At 40.9% G+C, this 17,002-nt stretch carries 14 protein-coding genes; 11 read left to right on the top strand and 3 right to left on the bottom strand.

Translation table 11 applies throughout. The features are described 5' to 3' along the window. Positions 1 to 93 precede the first annotated feature (93 nt). Positions 94 to 918, bottom strand: a complete 825-nt coding sequence (locus tag H5180_RS19800; RefSeq protein WP_182758906.1) for a hypothetical protein — start codon at positions 916 to 918, stop codon at positions 94 to 96. Between the two features lie 523 nt (positions 919 to 1,441). Between H5180_RS19800 and H5180_RS19795 the strand changes: the two genes are divergently transcribed. After that, a complete protein-coding gene (locus tag H5180_RS19795) occupies positions 1,442 to 2,194 on the top strand; it encodes a sulfite exporter TauE/SafE family protein (RefSeq protein ID WP_182758905.1) in 753 nt (250 codons plus the stop codon). Positions 2,195 to 2,321: 127 nt separating this feature from the next. Here the strand turns inward: H5180_RS19795 and H5180_RS19790 are convergent, their stop codons facing one another. Further along, entirely contained in the window at positions 2,322 to 3,119 is a 798-nt protein-coding gene (locus H5180_RS19790) for a hypothetical protein (protein WP_145242932.1), read from the bottom strand. A gap of 18 nt (positions 3,120 to 3,137) precedes the next feature. Then, a complete protein-coding gene (locus H5180_RS19785) occupies positions 3,138 to 3,650 on the bottom strand; it encodes a hypothetical protein (protein ID WP_182758904.1) in 513 nt (170 codons plus the stop codon). A gap of 137 nt (positions 3,651 to 3,787) precedes the next feature. On the opposite strand from H5180_RS19785, the gene H5180_RS19780 reads away from it, so the two are divergent. The 10 genes from H5180_RS19780 to H5180_RS19735 all read left to right on the top strand — a co-directional run. Further along, complete coding sequence (locus H5180_RS19780) at positions 3,788 to 4,843, top strand: phytanoyl-CoA dioxygenase family protein (protein WP_182758903.1); 1,056 nt, start codon at positions 3,788 to 3,790, stop codon at positions 4,841 to 4,843. 551 nt (positions 4,844 to 5,394) lie between these two features. Next, on the top strand, positions 5,395 to 6,069 hold the full coding sequence (locus H5180_RS19775; RefSeq protein WP_145242937.1) for an aspartyl/asparaginyl beta-hydroxylase domain-containing protein: 675 nt from the start codon (positions 5,395 to 5,397) through the stop codon (positions 6,067 to 6,069). Between the two features lie 7 nt (positions 6,070 to 6,076). Further along, entirely contained in the window at positions 6,077 to 6,586 is a 510-nt protein-coding gene (locus H5180_RS19770) for a GNAT family N-acetyltransferase (protein ID WP_182758902.1), read from the top strand. 29 nt (positions 6,587 to 6,615) lie between these two features. Next, positions 6,616 to 6,897 carry a DUF6916 family protein gene (locus tag H5180_RS19765; protein ID WP_054205190.1) on the top strand — a complete coding sequence of 94 codons (282 nt, stop codon included), beginning with the start codon at positions 6,616 to 6,618 and terminating at the stop codon, positions 6,895 to 6,897. Positions 6,898 to 6,955: 58 nt separating this feature from the next. Continuing rightward, positions 6,956 to 7,501: a phage tail protein gene (locus H5180_RS19760; protein WP_145242941.1), complete on the top strand. Its 546-nt coding sequence runs from the start codon at positions 6,956 to 6,958 to the stop codon at positions 7,499 to 7,501. 14 nt (positions 7,502 to 7,515) lie between these two features. Then, on the top strand, positions 7,516 to 8,046 hold the full coding sequence (locus H5180_RS19755; protein ID WP_054205192.1) for a phage tail protein: 531 nt from the start codon (positions 7,516 to 7,518) through the stop codon (positions 8,044 to 8,046). Positions 8,047 to 8,058: 12 nt separating this feature from the next. Next, a complete protein-coding gene (locus H5180_RS19750) occupies positions 8,059 to 8,595 on the top strand; it encodes a phage tail protein (protein WP_054205193.1) in 537 nt (178 codons plus the stop codon). Between the two features lie 121 nt (positions 8,596 to 8,716). Next, positions 8,717 to 9,964, top strand: a complete 1,248-nt coding sequence (locus H5180_RS19745; RefSeq protein WP_182758901.1) for a S8/S53 family peptidase — start codon at positions 8,717 to 8,719, stop codon at positions 9,962 to 9,964. Further along, positions 9,954 to 11,102, top strand: a complete 1,149-nt coding sequence (locus H5180_RS19740; protein WP_259399595.1) for a TIGR03032 family protein — start codon at positions 9,954 to 9,956, stop codon at positions 11,100 to 11,102. Before H5180_RS19745 ends, H5180_RS19740 begins: the two co-directional genes overlap by 11 nt. A gap of 5 nt (positions 11,103 to 11,107) precedes the next feature. Then, positions 11,108 to 17,002, top strand: a 5,895-nt coding sequence (locus tag H5180_RS19735; protein WP_259399594.1) for an Ig-like domain-containing protein, incomplete at its 3' end; no start/stop codon positions are given.

Here is a 17,002-nt window from a genome sequence, read left to right as displayed (position 1 = left end):
ATAGCCGTACCTTTTTCAACCAGAGCAACTTTCGTAATATTGGCAATTTAGCAAAGAGAGGCGGCATTAATACCAAAACCATACAAAGACTTGTTACCTCGACTCATAATACTCTTTTACCGCAGATGAGGTTTTTGGCGGCCAAACTTGGTTTGTCATGTAGCTATTGAAGTTAGAGATCCATTTCAAAACTGCTTCAGAGGTTTCGCTAAATGGCTGGTTTTGTGCCCTCAGTTTTGATGTGTTTTGTATGTGCTCGTTTAATTTATCTTTTATCATTTTTGCAGCACGCGCTTGGCTATGCTTTGAATTCATATAATTATTTTCGTATTCCCTTAAAACAAAAAACACAAGCTCTTTTTGTTTAAGAGCTTTGTTTTGACCACCTTGTCTGCCGCGTTCAATAGCTTGGGCATTTAAATATTTTAGCCCACCTATTTTTTCAAGTTGAATTTGTGTTTGCTCGCGAATCATAATTTCAATTCGTTTTGCTTTTATAGCCAATCCCAAGTTTGGAATTCCCAGCCCTCTTAGTAAATCACCCGCATAATCAAAAATGTCTAAGTTATTATGGTTAAGTTCATTTGCACCTAGCTTTGCGTCAGCCTCACGATACTCTTCTATAACTTGTAGTATGGTACTTTCTTCTTTTACAACGACTATTGAATCAGTTTCTACGTGCCCAAGATAAGTTGTTACAGCGTAATTAATGAATTCATCAACCATTTTATTAAAGACGTTCGTTGCTGCTGTTAGATTATCGAGTTGTTGTATTTCCTCTACTAAATAGTTTTCAAGTTCATCCCGCACTAAATTTGTAAAAAAGGCATCAGGATTTTCTATATCTAAAGGGTGAACGAGTTGACCATCAATATAAATACTCTCAATTTCATTTGCAGTTGGTTGATCACTTGCCATAAAAACACCTCATTATGAAAAAATACACGGCTTAAAATTGCTGTAAAAAGCATAAATATTGCTTTGAATAGGAACAGCATCTATAATCTTCGAACATACACGATAATATACAACTGCTGAAAGTATTATTTGTTATTTTTCATTTGGTTAAAGTGCTTCAGACGGCGGTTCATATCCCTTTCCGACAGCGAATTGGTAGTACCACAGCCAGTACCATATTATGAAATTTAAAATATCGTTATCTCTTTAATAACATAGGGTTATTTGGTTGATTGGGCTTCCCCCAGCTCCACCAATATCGGTTTTTAAATTCGTTGATTTAAAAACCCTAAAAAACCCACCAATTTGAGCAATCAGGTTGGTGGGTTTTTTTATGTTTAAGGCGAAGTGTTTTATTGTTTTAATAGCTCATCGCTTATTTTATTGAAATAAGCGCTTCATTTTACTGGTGCTTTAGGTACTCGCATCTTATTTTTACTCATGCTAACGTCGTTATTCTGTTTTACCTGCCAAGTGGTCTTAGATGGAATTTTTAGCTGGCGATTTATTAACGCCGCTCAGCGTAGCTGGGCTTATTATTTTGTCGGCTGTTACGTCGATGATTTCTGCGGCTTTTGGCGCGGGTGGTGGCTTGATGCTGTTGGTGGTAATGGCGTCGTTATTGCCTATGAGTATTGTAATTCCGGTGCATGGATTGGTGCAGCTGGGTTCAAATGCCAACAGGTTTATGCTGACCTTTAAACACCTTGATAAAAGTATGTTTGTGTTTTTTTCGCTTGGTGGGATTATTGGTGCGTTTGCTGCGTCGGCTATTGTGACACGTATTCCACTTGAGTTGATGAAAATTGTTGTGGCAGGGTTTGTACTTTATTTATTATGGGGAGTGACGCCAAAGTTGCGTGAAACCTCAGCTTTATGGCGCAGTACAGCTGGTGCTGTGACAACATTTTTATCGATGTTTGTTGGCGCAAGTGGCCCGTTAGTGGGCAGTTGTTTGTATGTTAATAATTATGAAAAGCTAAGATATACCGCTACTTTTTCCGCTTGTATGAGTGTGCAACATACTTTTAAAGCTATTTTGTATGGCTTTGTAGGTTTTTCGTTTTGGCAGTGGTTGCCTTTAGTTGCGGCAATGATCATCAGTGGTGCGCTTGGCACGTGGCTTGGTTTACAGTTATTACAGCGGATTTCTGCGGCTAAGTTTAAACGTATTTTTCGGGTTGTTTTAACCTTACTTGCGCTGCAATTGGCATGGCAGGGGTTACAAGCGTTTTAGCTAACAATTTGTTAAAGCGCTATAAGTCTAGGTGTCATAGCGCTTTATAAATTCTAAGGAGTACAGGGACAAGGGCAGGCTTTTCTATTACACATCATTACAATGAGTGTTGCACTGATATTCTAAATCACACTGACTTTGGTAACGATGAATAGGCAATCACAGCGGCATCCCTGTGTGCTAGATCGGGGTGCTGTAACTTTTTACTGTATTCATCACAAAAGATGATTGCATCTCCTTTTGTTATCAATAAAGGGTCGTGAGTGAAGTTTAATAACAGCGATTGCCAGCGCTGTATTATTTCTTTTGGTGGGCTTGGCAGAACTTTTAATATTGCTTTTGATTGGGTAAATTGGCTGTTTATTGCGATGTTTAGCATGTCGTCGTTTGCAGCTCCTAGCCAGCTAGTACCGTTATCGCCAACACATAAAAGTGGCATATAAGGCGCAAGAGCTGGGCATACATCATTTCTATACACCTCAACTTTCCAATAGTTTCGGGCTATTTTTACAAACTGAGTAAAATCTTTAATTGGGGTAAAGTTTGATGTCGCTAAAGGCAAAATCTCTACTCTGGGTTTATTGGCATTCACGGTGTCGTTAGAAACATCAATATACCAAGGACCAATAATAAATGCGTTTTGAAAATACTCATCCCGCAGTGAACCCCAGGCTTTTTGTAAAGGATTGCCCTGTGCAATAAGACCTTTTAATAAGCTAAGTCCAGGTTTGTTTGTGTGCGGCAGTTGTGCTTGTAGTAATGTAAATACCTCGTCTCTTATTTCTCTACAGCGGCCAATTGGATAAGGTTTTTCAGCAAAGTACGGCATAGTAGGTGCAAGTGTTAAATCGGCTATTAATCTTAGTTGAGCTAAGTCAGCACATAGTAAAGTAAGCTGCTCTGAGGAAAAGTTATTATCAAGCACGTATATTCCTTATCGTATTTATTGTAATTTTTTTAGTTGAGCTTGTGTGTAGGCGTCATCTCTAAGCCACCTTAACATGTTTGGATAACCGTTGGGGTGATCAGGTTGTTCGCACATAAACCATGAATACAACAGCGGATAGCCAAAGCCAGTATTATTGCTAAAAGCGGTTATTAAGCTAGCTGAACTGCCTTTATAACCGTGTTGATGAAATAAAACATCGGGTGCAATATTTAAGTAACAGGCTGCGGCCCATGACCATGCAATCGCGGTCATTTCTTCTGCGGCTTGGTGATCATGGTTTTTCATATCGCCGGTTAAACAGGTTCTGTTTGTCTCTGAGGTTACTGCAATATGCCCTGCTTCATGAAGGATGTCACCAGGGTAGAGGCATTTTTCTAAATCAAGTAGTAAAGTTCCCTGGGCTACTTTAATTCCCGGCAAAAAAGTCTTTTCGTTTAACGTTTCATACCTGTGCTTTATTCCAATATGAGTAACAAAGGCGAGAATTTTTTCAATCTCAGTGTTCATACCACTCCCTGTATTTAGCAATTACAATTGTTGCTTACAGTAATATAGCACTCTATTCTAACTAAGTTTAGTTAGCGTTAATAAATCAATTTAAGGTGTTTTGCTTGTCTAAAATCAGGCAAGAAAAAGGAGTTATTATGCAAAATGAATTGATAGCAAAAGTGCCATCTCTGCACACAACAGCGCAGAGCATACTACCTTGTTATAAAGAAACTGGGCGTTTAGGTTTATTTCAATTAAAACGAATGTGGCACAAAGCGCAATTACAAAAACAAGGCTGTGCGGATAAAAAAATAATAGAAGGCGAATGGTCGCTTGATGTCATGATCATGGATACTTTAGGCTTAGGGCTAACACCGACGATAGAATTCATTTTTTCATCGGATAGTTTTTTAACGTTCGAAAACTGGGTAGAACAGCGTTATGGCATAGCTATTTCAAATACAGTTAAAAGTAAGTTAAATGAAAAGGTAGCAGCATTTTTTCAGCAAAAAGACCCAAAACAACAAAAAATATTACTAAATCAGCCTCGTCATTATGTTTTAACGTCACAGCAGTGGCAAAGCTGGGATGATAATGGTTACGTTATTATTCCTGAGTTGGTGGAAAAAACGCTATGTGAAAACGTTTGTAATATGATTTATGAACGTTTGAATATGGATAAACACAATCCTGCTTCATGGTACCGAAATCATGATCTTAAACAAGGAGTTATGGTACAAATTTTTAATGATATAACAATGCAAGCTATTCGGAAGCAGCCTCAGGTGCGGGATGTTTTTGAGCAACTGTGGGGTAAAAGTAATTTAACTGTAAGTACTGATAGGGTTGGTTTTAACCCGCCAGAGACATTGAGTTGGCAGTTTCCCAGGCCAAATCTGCACTGGGATATTAATTTTAATAAACCGCTCACCTTTGCAACGCAAGGGTTACTGTACCTTACTGACGTTACCGCTGATCAAGGTGCGTTTAGTTGTGTTCCTGGTTTTCATAAAAAAATAGACGGCTGGCTTGCTAGCTTACCTAAAAACACCAATCCACATCATTTTAATTGCCAACAATGGCACAGTACGCCTTTGCCTGCAAAAGCGGGCAGTTTAATTGTTTGGCAACATACACTGCCGTATGGTAATTGTCCAAATAGGACGAATAGTCCTCGAATTGTGCAATATATAAATATGAGCTCATTATAAAGCTAAGCAAATCAAGCCTGCAGTTATTTATAAGAATAAAAATGATGCCATGTAATAACGTGTAATGTTTTTTATAACACTCCTGTGCCATGCTCAAGATAATTTAAATCAAGCTGCATTTACTAAGCCTTTTATTTTTTTTATGGTTTTTTATGATGTTTGATATAAGTCAAATAAATTAAAGCTATATAAAATAAATGAAAATTAAAGTTGTACCCTATAGCTTTTAAACTAAGCTCTTAACTGAATGTAGCATTAATTCCCTAATAGAATTTAGCACGATAATTGGATATCAAAGGAATATTTCAGTATGGAAGCACAAAGTTCACAGCTTACAAAGCGTTTACGGCGCGCAAAACCAATAATTTGTTATTTAAAGTCTTTACTTAAAATGCAATTAGAGTCATGTGCTAAAGCCGTTATAGTGAGTGAAAGTAGCTCAACATACCGCAACAATATACATACAGAAATCGATTTCACCCCCATCCTGTATACACTTTGTTTTAAGATTAAATACTTGCTCATTCATTCTCTTCGTTTGAGAACAAATAATGAATGATGACATACTTATTCCTGAAGTTGTTAATGCTGGTGAGAATATAGTCTCTCCAGTCATTTCGTTTGCCAAGCTTGAAATTTTTTATAATGTAAAAAAGATGTCTGCCGATTTGCTTGTAGCAAAAAAATTAGAATGGGTTAGACATGTTAATACCCAGTGTTATCAGGGCGATTGGGATGTATTGCCTTTAAGAGTGCCTGTTGAACATGCTGATAAGCATGTGATTCTGCAATCTTTCGCAATTGAGTCTAGCTCAAGTTTTATTGATGGCGATCACCTTCAATATTTACCTTCTATTAGTGAGTTATTGTCACAATTTAAATGTAATATTTTATCTGCACGGCTTATGCGCCTTTCCCCCAACTCTTTGATTAAACCCCACCGAGACCTTGGATTGAGTATTGAGCTATCAGCCCAGGCACGTATTCATATTTCTTTAGAGACATCTGAACATGTTGAATTTTTAGTGGATGATTTAAAAGTTCCAATAAGTCAGAGCAGCTGTTGGTATATAAATGCCGATGCGGAACATTCTGTAATAAATACTGGTGATACACCAAGAATCAACCTTGTCATAGACTGTAATGTTAATGAGTGGTTGTTGGATTTAATTATGAACTCTAAAGAAAAAACATATTGTAGTAAAAAAAGTAAGCTAAGGAGCTAAAGAGGTAATGAAACTTAATATTCCTAAGGGCTTAAATATAAGACCGTCAAATGCAAACGATAAGCCTTTTTTAGAAAAGCTGCATAGTTTAATGCGACAAGACTTACAGTTAATTGATGGCGAAAAAGATTTTGTAGAGTCAATTGTGGAAATGCAGTTTAAAGCTCAAACCCAAGAGTATGGAGATAAGTTCCCCAATGCAATGTACTTTATTATTGAAAAACATCATGAAGCAATCGGTAAGGCAACCATTGATTTTGGCCCAAATGAAATTCGTATCGTCGATATTGGCTTTTTACCAAGTGCGAGAGGGCATGGTTTTGGCTCAGCGATAATCCAATCGTTTCAAAGTGCTGCATTACAATCTGGTGCACCTTTAACACTGACCGTTGAGCAATATAATTTTGCTGCTAAGCAGTTGTATGCGCGTTTAGGGTTTCAAGTTGAATCAATTAGCCCGCCATATGAATTTATGGCGTGGTACCCACACCCAGTGAAATTAATGAGTGGTGTGTGACTAAGCGAAGTTAAACACAGGAGTTGAATATGGAAAAGTTTACGTTTGAAAATGTTGAAAGAGCACAAGGGTCAATTGTTAAGGTTGCTGGTCAAGATGGTGAAGTAGAGTTAAAGGTATCATCAGTTGATAGAACAAAACTGAATGGGGAACAATGGGATGCATTTCGTGTTTTGCTTAAAGGCTCTGCAAATGAACCTTTAGAACAAGGCACATATAGACTCACACACGATGCATTTAATGATGCAGAGCTGTTTCTATCACCAAATAGCGAAACTGAGTATGAGATATACATCACGACACAAAAATAGTACTTCGTGTTTAATAGACTAAATTATTCGTTTAATAAAAGTGAGTAGGGAGATTTATATGGCTGATCCGTTTATATCTGAAATACGACCATTTGCGTTTGATTTTGCCCCAAAAAATTGGGCATTCTGTAATGGTGGAGTGATCGCAATTACACAGAATGGGGCACTGTATGCTCTATTAGGGACTCAGTTTGGTGGTAACGGAACAAGTGATTTTAAGTTACCGGACTTACGGGGGCGCACGCCTATCGGTAGTGGGTTTTTGAGCACTGAAAACCGTCCCTTTTATGCTGGAGATAGTTCAGGGGAGGAAACGGTTAGGTTAACGTTAGATGAAATGCCAGCGCATACGCATGCAGTAAAAGCTACGGCTAGCATAGCCGCTAATAGCCCCGCGTTTACAGATCGTATATTTTCTGAATCAAAGGATAATAAGGGTACCTCAGCTGAACCTTTCGTATACGGTTCATCGTTAGATTTGACAGAACTTGCTCAGGATGTTGTTAGTAGTAGCGGGAGTGGGTCGCCACATACTAATCTTCAACCTTTACTCGTACTTAATTTTTGTATTGCACTGGAAGGTACCTTTCCAGCTAGAAATTAAAAAAGGAAACTAGCATGTCTGAGTCATTTGTCGGTGAAATAAAAATGATTGCTACTACATTCTCACCTAGGCAGTGGGCATTTTGTAGCGGGTCTACTTTTTCAATAAGTCAAAACCAAGTGTTATTTGCATTGATTGGCGCACAATATGGCGGTGATGGGCGCTCGTCATTTATGCTGCCTGATTTAAGAGGGCGTGTACCCGTACATTTTGGGCAAGGCCCAGGATTACAACCTTACCCTATAGCGCGTCAGGCTGGCGTAGAAAAAGTGACGCTTCTACCACAGCAGATGCCAGCACACACCCATAGCTTGCAGGCAAATAATAATCGTGCAACTACATCTACAGCCATTGGTAATGTTTTGGCGAGAAGCCCTGCAACTGAGTCAACTTATATATCAGGCGCTGTCACGGGAGAAAGTCAGCAACTAAATGACGCTGCAGTTGAAACTGTGGGTGCTAATGAGCCGCATACTAATATGATGCCTTATTTGGCTATACATTTTATTATTTGCCTCAACGGCCTCTTCCCATCAAGAAATTAAAGGAGAAATATTATGGCTGAACCATTTATGGCTGAAATTAGAATATTTGGTCTTACGTATAGTCCTAGAGCTTGGGCTAAATGCGCAGGGCAAATACTCAGTATTTCACAATCTACAGCGCTATTTAGTTTGCTGGGAACTAATTTCGGTGGTGATGGACGAACAACATTTGGAGTCCCTGATTTACAAGGCAGAGCACCAATGCATGCGGGATCAGGGATAGGACTAACGACTCGGCCATTTTCTACCTTTGGTGGTGTTAGCCAAGTAGCGTTGGCCCCCATACAGCTACCTAAGCATGACCATGTTATTTCAGGTGTATTTCAAGCTGGTAATACTGACCAACCAAGTGATAATCAACTTGCAATAGACGTTGCCTCCTCAGGTGGTGCACTGCGATATACTGCGCCACTGGATAGTAATACAAGTGCTATGAGTAGCAGCAGTTTAGCATCGTCAGGTAAGAGTCAGCGGCATGAAAATATGCAACCTAGCTTAGCGTTAAACTTTTGCATTGCACTAGATGGAATTTATCCACCAAGAAATTGATGTGTGAGAATACAGATTTTAGTTTGAAATCTGTATTCTACATATGATGAAAAACCATTATGTTTGTGCAGGAAGTAAGTTATATGTTGTTTGAAAGAGCTCTGTTGGTTGTTATTTACTTATGTTGAAATACCTTAATTGGCATATTGTTTTCAGCTGTTTAATTATAGTTGTGTGCTTATTTGCAAGAGATGTATCTGCTCAGGCGAGTTTAGACAAGCTGCAATTTAAAAGCTCTAAAGGTAGTGTTGTATTTGCCAAGCATGACAGTAATTTTTTGATTGATGATGCAGGGAATATGTACGCTTTTAACAAAAAAATAATAATACTCTCTTTGCTATCAGTCGATGAGATCTCACAGCTACATGATGAAATAAAACAAGTTCAAGTAATCGCTAATATAGGAAGTGAATTGGTTTACTGGGTAACACCTAGACCCGAATATTTTTTTGATGTTTATTTAGCGTTAAGCAAACATCAAGATGTGCTAGAGATCGAACCAGATATTGCACCTGTCACAAAGTTAGTTACGTCAGGAACAAGCAGGCAGACTAGCAGCGTGCTTGTGTCACAAAATGCTCCTTTATGCGATAAACCAGAGAATACTGTGCGGGTTGCAATTATTGATGACGGCTTTGATTTTACTCACCCAGAGTTTGATGATTTAACAGTATTGTTTGAATATGATCCTGATGAAAAAACACTGGCAACCAGTGCTAAAAACCCAACTGATTACCATGGTACACGTGTTGTTGGAGTTATTGCTGCAAAGCAAGATAATATAGGGGTTGAGGGTTTCGCACCGACTAGTGAAATAATAGCTATCAGGCAAGTTTCAACATGGTCATCTTCTATAATATTGGCATTTCAGGTCGCTAAGTTGATGAAAGCGGATGTTATCAACTGTAGTTGGGTTTTACCGTTATTATCGGGTATTACGTCACTGGTAATTGAGAATGTTGCATCTGCATCAAATGCACCTATTATCGTTGTTTCAGCAGGAAATTCGGGTAAGAAAGCTTGTGAAGTCAATCATCTATCGGCATTAAGTTCAGTGGTTGTTATAGGGGCAATAAATAAAAATGGGAATGTTGCTGAGTTTTCTAATTATGGGCAATGTGTTGATTATTACGCCCCTTCTTCAATTGCATCAACGTCACTTAATGGGTATGTAAATTTTGGTGGCACCTCATCATCAGCCGCTATTGTTTCAGGCGTTGTGGCACAGCTAAAAGCATGCGGAGTTGAATACCCGTTAACAAAATTAACGATGGTTGAAAATATTTTGCCTGCACATGTAGTTAATAAAAATAATATAAAGAGTGTAACTTTGATTAGATCAAAAGGTAGTGAAATTAATGAGCACTGAAATGGAACCGTTAGATTTTAGTAGCACCCACAGTGACAACTTCCCAAAAATATTGGCTCAGTTGGGCGTATCGTTGATTGCGACAAGTTATCAATCACAACGTGTTATTTTAGTGCGTTCCAATAATGGCAAGCTAGAAACAAAATTAAAGGCATTTCCAAGACCAATGGGACTTTATGCCGACGAAAATAGGGTCACGCTTGGAACACTAAATCAAGTAATCGACTTTCAAAAAACACCAAGTGGTTATGCTGATGTTATTAATGGGAACCTTGATCGTTATGAAGAGTTGCCAAAAAAATTACAAGATAATGAACTCAGAGATAGCCCCAAATTTCGTGAAGAGTGGGATGAACAAGTCAAAAGTGTAAAGGCAGCCGACAGTTTGTTTATAGAAAGAGCGACTTTATCAACAGGTATGATCAACATCCATGATATTTGTTGGGGTAATGATGGTTTGTGGGTAGTTAACTCGATGTTCTCTTGTTTAAGTAAGTTAAGTCCTGACCATAGTTTTGTCGCTGCTTGGGTGCCGTCGTTTATTTCAGAACTGAAGCCGGAAAATAGATGCCATTTAAATGGCATGGCGTTGTTAGATGGAATACCTCGTTATGTTACAGCTTTTAGTGAATCAGATACAGCACAAGGTTGGCGTGAAGAGCTAGGGAATAAAGGGGTGCTTATTGATGTCGTTGAGAATAAGGTCATCAAATCAGGTATTTCAATGCCACATTCGCCAAGATGCCATGCAGGCAAGGTTTATTATTGTGCATCTGGAGATGGCGATATTCATGTATACGATCCAAAGTCAGGTACTAATAGAATTTTATGTGAGTTGCAAGGTTTTACAAGGGGAATGACGTTCTTTGGTGACTTGATGCTTGTCGGTACGAGTACATTACGTAAATCAGAAGAGCATATTCGCTTTAAAGCAAACCCAAGATTATTGAATGGGCAAAGTGAATGCGCAATATGGTTAGTGAATGTAAGTACCGGTGAGGTGATTGGTAATTTAACTTTTTCGGGTGATGTAAAACAGATTTACGATATTGCTGTTGTACCGAACAGCAGGAAACCAGAGCTATTTCAAAGCTCAGACGCGTTGTCTAGCCATATTTTTGAATTTTGTCGAGGATGAGTATCATGGAACGTTTAAGCTTAAATAAAACTTTTTTAGGCGTTGCGATTTCTGCAGTAATAGCTAGCGGGGCTTACGCAGAAACAGTAAATGAAGCTGTAGATTTAAAACAATTTTCAAAAAAGTTAGCGTTAGAAACTGAAGATGAAATAGTTGATACAGAGTCAAAAAGCCCCTTTTCGACATTTAGTCGAGGGCAAAAAGCCCAATCACACTTAGTAAACCCAGATATAAATAATACATTAAGCTTTTTAAAAGAGCAGGGATTACTTGAAACGAATGAACAAAAAGTGAGTATTGTTACGGGCGACAATACACAGGTAAAAAGTGATCTATTAATAAGAAAGGTATTTGCAAGTGGAAATTGCTTATTGGCAGATGGGAGATGTATCGATACATCTGTCTGTAGCATTATCCCCGGTGCTATATCTGGCGCTTGTGGCACGTCTCCAGAAATAGATGTTGAAGAAAGTGGATCGACAACTGTAAGCGAAGACTTTGGCAGTGTTGCAGCGGATGGTGTAGCAACTATAACAAAAACCTTTACGGTAAAAAATGAGGGCACAGGTAACTTAACAACTTCAGCTGTTTCTATAACAAGTGGTAGTAGCGACTTTTCAATTACAGGCGGCACATGTGCTACGAATGGGCAAACATTAACCTCAGGTATGCAATGTACGATACTTGTTACTGTACAAACGTCAACAGTTGGGGCGTTAGTAGGAAACCTAAGGATCAGTAGCAATGATGCGAATGAGAGTATGTATAATGTGTCTTTGAGTGCCACAGGTACTTCTACAAACTCCGCCCCGGTTGTTGATTTAAATGGCGTGCTGGCAGGAACAGATAGTTCAGTTTCGTTTTCTGAAGGCAGCGGTGCTGTGAATATCGCGCCCAGCGCTAGTGCAACTGATAGTGATGCGGATACAATAACAACAATAACCGTTGCATTAACCAACGATCAAAATGGCGCCTCAGAAGGCCTGAACGTAACAGCTGCGGCGCAAAACGCACTCACGGGTGGGTCTGCGGCGGATATTATACTTCAAGACACAATTTCTATCACAGGGGCAACCGTAACGGCCGCTGAAGTGGCTACCTTTTTGCAGAATATCACTTACGATAATACTTCAAATACGCCCGATGAAACCGCTAGAACGGTGACAGTGGTAATTAATGATGGCACTGTAAATAGTGTAAGTCGTACAGCGACAATTTCGGTTGCTAATATTACTTCAGCGAGTTCTGCCGCTGCTGGATTTAGTACCTTAAACGGTATAAATTTAAGCCCAGCAATTATATTTAGTGACGATAATGAAACATTAAATATTAACAATGCAGCGCATATTACAGGGTCAACGGCTGATGGCGGCGGCGGTACCGATACAATCAGTGTTGTTACCGGGAGCGACTTAACTGGGTTCACAAGCTTAACGGGTTTTGAAACCTTAACGCCCTATAACAATGGTTCATTGACATTAAGTGAAACGCAGCATGACAGTTTCACTACTATAAATGGTACAGGTACAAATCAATTTACTATCGCTAGTGCCGATGGCGATCAAACGCTAACGGGTGATGCGGATATTGAAACTTATGTGCTTGGCGCTGCAATGATCTTTACGCTTGGTAGCGCAGCGCAAAATGTAACTGGCAGCAGCGCAGATGATACCGTTAATATTAATGCCTTCACGGTAACAGGTACATTGAACGGCGCTGCGGGTACCGATATATTGCAGGCTGGCACTGGTGCTGATCTTAGTGGTGCAACAATATCTGCCTTTGAATCATTAACACTTGCCAGTGGTGCGAGTGTATTGATGACTGAGGCACAGCACGATAGTTTTACAACGTTTACAGCACCAGGCACAGAAACGATAACTATTAGCTCAGCAACGGATGGACTAACAGGCAACAGTGCGATTGAAACGTATGTTTTATCTGCACCAAATGCATTCACCCTTGGCGCTGCAGGGCAAAATTTTACTGGTAGCACCGGCGACGATACTCTCAATATTGGCTCAGTTAGCGCAACCGGTATTTTAGCGGGCAACACCGGCACTGATACGTTATCTATTGGTAGTGGTGGCAGTATTTCTGGCGCCACAATTAGCGGCTTTGAAAACTTGACGGTAGCAAGTGGCGGTTCAGCAAGTATTGCTGCATCACAGCTAGCATTGTTCTCAGGCACTGTATCAGGCAGTGGTAATGAGACGCTAGATATTTTAGGTGATGGTAATTTCGCTACAGTATCAGCAATTGAAAGCTACACATTAAATGACGATAGCACGAACGCGCGTACAGTATCTATTAGTGCCGCGGGGCACTCAGTAACAGCTAGCTCCGTAACTGATGCCATTACGTTTGATATTGGCACACTAGCTTATACGGGAACAATTACCGGCGAAAATAGTGTTGCTGATACATTGTCTATGAGTAGCGGCGCAAACATTAGTAATGCCACGATTAGTAATGTGACTAATTTAACACTCGCTTCGGGCGCGTCAGTGTCGATGACGGCCAGCCAGCATGGCAGTTTTACGGGCACCATAACAGCGCCAGGTTCAGAAACGATTACTATCACCGGTGATGGTGATTTCACAACTTTAACTGGCATTGAAAGCTACGATGTAGCTGATGACAGTACAAATACCAGAACGATCACCGTATCAACAGGGACCACTAATGTTACGGCTGGTTCATCAACCGACGCCATAATTTTTGCAATTGGTAACAGTGCATACACGGGCACGTTAATTGGCGAAAATAGTGTTACCGACCAAGTACAAGTAACTGATGGTGCAGACATTAGCGGCGGTGGATTTTTAAATATAGGCACTCTTTCGTTAGCTAGTGGCGCAACAGTGGCTATTGATGCCGCTAATATTGGTAATTTTAGCACTGCTATAACGGGTAGTGCGGGTACTGAAACACTGAAACTTATGGATGGTGGGGCGTTTGATTTTACCAGTACCTCAGTGTCTGCTGTTGAAGGCGTGGCAATAGGAACTGACAATAATGCCACAGTAACCTTAACTGACAACTTTAATGCCAATGGTCAAGCAGTATCAGTGTCAAATGCGAGTGGCGGTGAAATTACAGCAGCCCTATCAATAAATGCTTCAGCCTTTGCCAGTGACATATTGACAATTACAGCCAGCGATTTTAATGGTGATGATACTATTGTTGGCGGTAGCGGCGCAGATACCATCCGCCCTGGCGGTGGTACTGATTCGATGACGGGCAATGCAGGTAACGATAATTTTGTCGGCAGTGCATCACAATTATCAGGGGATACCATCACCGATCTAGCCGTAGGTGATACCTTAACGATTACTGGCGTGACAGGGCTTTCAAGTGCAAATGTGCGATTTAATGGCACGAGTACATTAGAAGTTGATACAGATGCCACCGATTTTAATATTTCTGAGCTTACGCTCTCATTAAGTAATTCACCAGGCTCAAGTTTAGCTTTTAGCGTTGCTGAAAGTGGTAGCGATACCATAATAACTTTTGTTGAGCCAAATAGCGCCCCCGTATTTAGTAGTTTGAATGGCGGTGCAACCTTCATTGAAAATGGCTCTGCAATTGTTATCGACTCAGATGTGACTATCGCTGATACTGAGCTCGATGCCCTTAATGGCGCGATGGGTAATTATAATAATGCCAGTTTAACTATTAGTCGAAACGGTGGGGCAAGTACTGAAGATGTTTTTGCGAACAATAACTTATTGGGCGCGCTAATTGAGGGCAATACGTTTACTTATAATTCGACCACAGTCGGAACGGTAACGACTAACTCCTCAGGTACCTTGGTACTGACCTTTAATGCTAATGCTACATCTGCAATTGTTGACTCAGTTTTACAAAGCATTACCTATCAAAATAGTTCCGAATCTCCATCATCATCAGTGACTTTGGATTATGTCTTTAATGATGGGATAGCAAACAGCGCGGGTACAAATCAAGCGATAGTGAATATTACTGGGCAAAATGATGCACCAACGGATATTTCACTTTCATCGGCAAGTATAAATCAATCATCAACTGGACCTGGTGCTAATATAGGGGCGCTCACTACCTCAGATGTAGATACCACCGACAGTCATAGTTATACGTTTGTAAGCTCAGGCGCAAGTGTAAACGGTACATGTAGCGCTGACACAAACAATAGCAGTTTTCAGATCAGTGGCACCTTAATTCAGACGCAAGCTGCACTTAGTGCAGGAAGTTACATTGTGTGCGTACAAAGTAACGATGCAACAACAACTTTTCAAAAAGCGTTTACTATAACGGTAAATGATAATGTTGCGCCAAGTGCGCCATCTACCCCTGATTTAAATGCGGCTGCTGATTCAGGGTTATCTACTACGGATAATATTACCAACGATACCACGCCAACATTTAGTGGCACTGCTGAGAGCGGTTCAACAGTTAGTCTTTACAGCGACCAAGTTGGTGCTGGAGCAACTGTAATCGGGTCTGGCATAGCGACCGATGGCAATTGGCAAATTACCACTAGCACTTTAACTGCCGGTTTAGACCATGCTATTTCAGCAAAAGCAACAGACTCAGCAAGTAATGTAAGTAGTAGCTCAAGCGCACTTACAGTGACAATTGACACAACCGCGCCGAGCGCACCGAGCGCAGCCGATCTAACAGCAGCCAGTGATAGTGGTTCTTCGAGTACAGATAATATAACCAATAATACAACACCCACTTTTACAGGTACAGGCACCACAGGCGACACTATTACTCTTATTTCAAGTGTTGATGGCTCAATAGGCAGTACTGTTGTTAGTGGTGGGGTGTGGAGTATCACCGTAGGCTCAGCAATGACGAGTGGCTCGCATACTATTGTGGCACGCGCGACGGACTCTGCTGGTAATATTACCAATGGAACGAGTACTACAATAACCATTGATACTAACGTGAGTGCACCGAGTATTACCACCCCGATTGAAGTAGATGGTCGGATCAATGCTGTGGAAGATGCGCATGTGCTTATACAAGGTAGCGGCGCTGACTCTGGCGCTACGGTTAATGTGACCATCAGCGATGGCGCGAATAACTTATCACGGACTGTGACGGCCGATGGCTCTGGGGCATGGACTATCAGTGGTAGTGAGTTTGATGTCAGCAGCTTTAATGATGGCACGCTCACCGTCAGCGCCACACAAAGTGATTCGGCGGGTAATACTTCAAGCGCAGCCAGCACCGCGGTGATTTTAGATAACGCAGCACCGAATGCCTTGACGATCGCCACCCCGATTGAGGTTGATGGTCGGATCAATGCCGTAGAAGATGACAGTGTATTGATCACCGGCTCTGGGGCAGAAGCCAATGCCAGTGTCAGTGTGACTATCAGCGATGGTTCGAATAACCAATCGCGTACTGTGACGGCTGATGGCTCTGGGGCATGGACTATCAGTGGTAGTGAGTTTGATGTCAGCAGCTTTAACGATGGCACGCTCACCGTCAGCGCCACACAAAGTGATGCGGCGGGTAACACCTCCAGTGCAGCCAGCACCGCGGTGATTTTAGATAACGCAGCACCGAATGCCTTGACCATAACGACCCCGATTGAGGTTGATGGCCGGATCAATGCCGTAGAAGATGACAGTGTATTGATCACCGGCTCTGGGGCGGAAGCCAATGCCAGTGTCAGTGTGACTATCAGCGATGGTTCGAATAACCAATCGCGTACTGTGACGGCTGATGGCTCTGGGGCATGGACTATCAGTGGTAGTGAGTTTGATGTCAGCAGCTTTAACGATGGCACGCTCACCGTCAGCGCCACACAAAGTGATGCGGCGGGTAACACCTCCAGTGCAGCCAGCACCGCGGTGATTTTAGATAACGCAGCACCGAATGCCTTGACCATAACGACCCCGATTGAG

It is taken from the genome of Pseudoalteromonas sp. SR41-4, assembly GCF_014163985.1.
Classification (GTDB): Bacteria; Pseudomonadota; Gammaproteobacteria; order Enterobacterales; family Alteromonadaceae; genus Pseudoalteromonas; species Pseudoalteromonas rhizosphaerae.
This window is presented reverse-complemented; position numbering and strand designations above follow the sequence as displayed.

Bases quoted from the DNA above. Each gene is read 5' to 3' on its own strand.
- H5180_RS19800 (WP_182758906.1), bottom strand. From the start codon at position 918: ATGGCAAGTGATCAACCAACTGCAAATGAAATTGAGAGTATTTATATT.
- H5180_RS19795 (WP_182758905.1), top strand. From the start codon at position 1,442: ATGGAATTTTTAGCTGGCGATTTATTAACGCCGCTCAGCGTAGCTGGG.
- H5180_RS19785 (WP_182758904.1), bottom strand. From the start codon at position 3,650: ATGAACACTGAGATTGAAAAAATTCTCGCCTTTGTTACTCATATTGGA.
- H5180_RS19780 (WP_182758903.1), top strand. From the start codon at position 3,788: ATGCAAAATGAATTGATAGCAAAAGTGCCATCTCTGCACACAACAGCG.
- H5180_RS19775 (WP_145242937.1), top strand. From the start codon at position 5,395: ATGAATGATGACATACTTATTCCTGAAGTTGTTAATGCTGGTGAGAAT.
- H5180_RS19770 (WP_182758902.1), top strand. From the start codon at position 6,077: ATGAAACTTAATATTCCTAAGGGCTTAAATATAAGACCGTCAAATGCA.
- H5180_RS19765 (WP_054205190.1), top strand. From the start codon at position 6,616: ATGGAAAAGTTTACGTTTGAAAATGTTGAAAGAGCACAAGGGTCAATT.
- H5180_RS19760 (WP_145242941.1), top strand. From the start codon at position 6,956: ATGGCTGATCCGTTTATATCTGAAATACGACCATTTGCGTTTGATTTT.
- H5180_RS19755 (WP_054205192.1), top strand. From the start codon at position 7,516: ATGTCTGAGTCATTTGTCGGTGAAATAAAAATGATTGCTACTACATTC.
- H5180_RS19750 (WP_054205193.1), top strand. From the start codon at position 8,059: ATGGCTGAACCATTTATGGCTGAAATTAGAATATTTGGTCTTACGTAT.
- H5180_RS19745 (WP_182758901.1), top strand. From the start codon at position 8,717: ATGTTGAAATACCTTAATTGGCATATTGTTTTCAGCTGTTTAATTATA.
- H5180_RS19740 (WP_259399595.1), top strand. From the start codon at position 9,954: ATGAGCACTGAAATGGAACCGTTAGATTTTAGTAGCACCCACAGTGAC.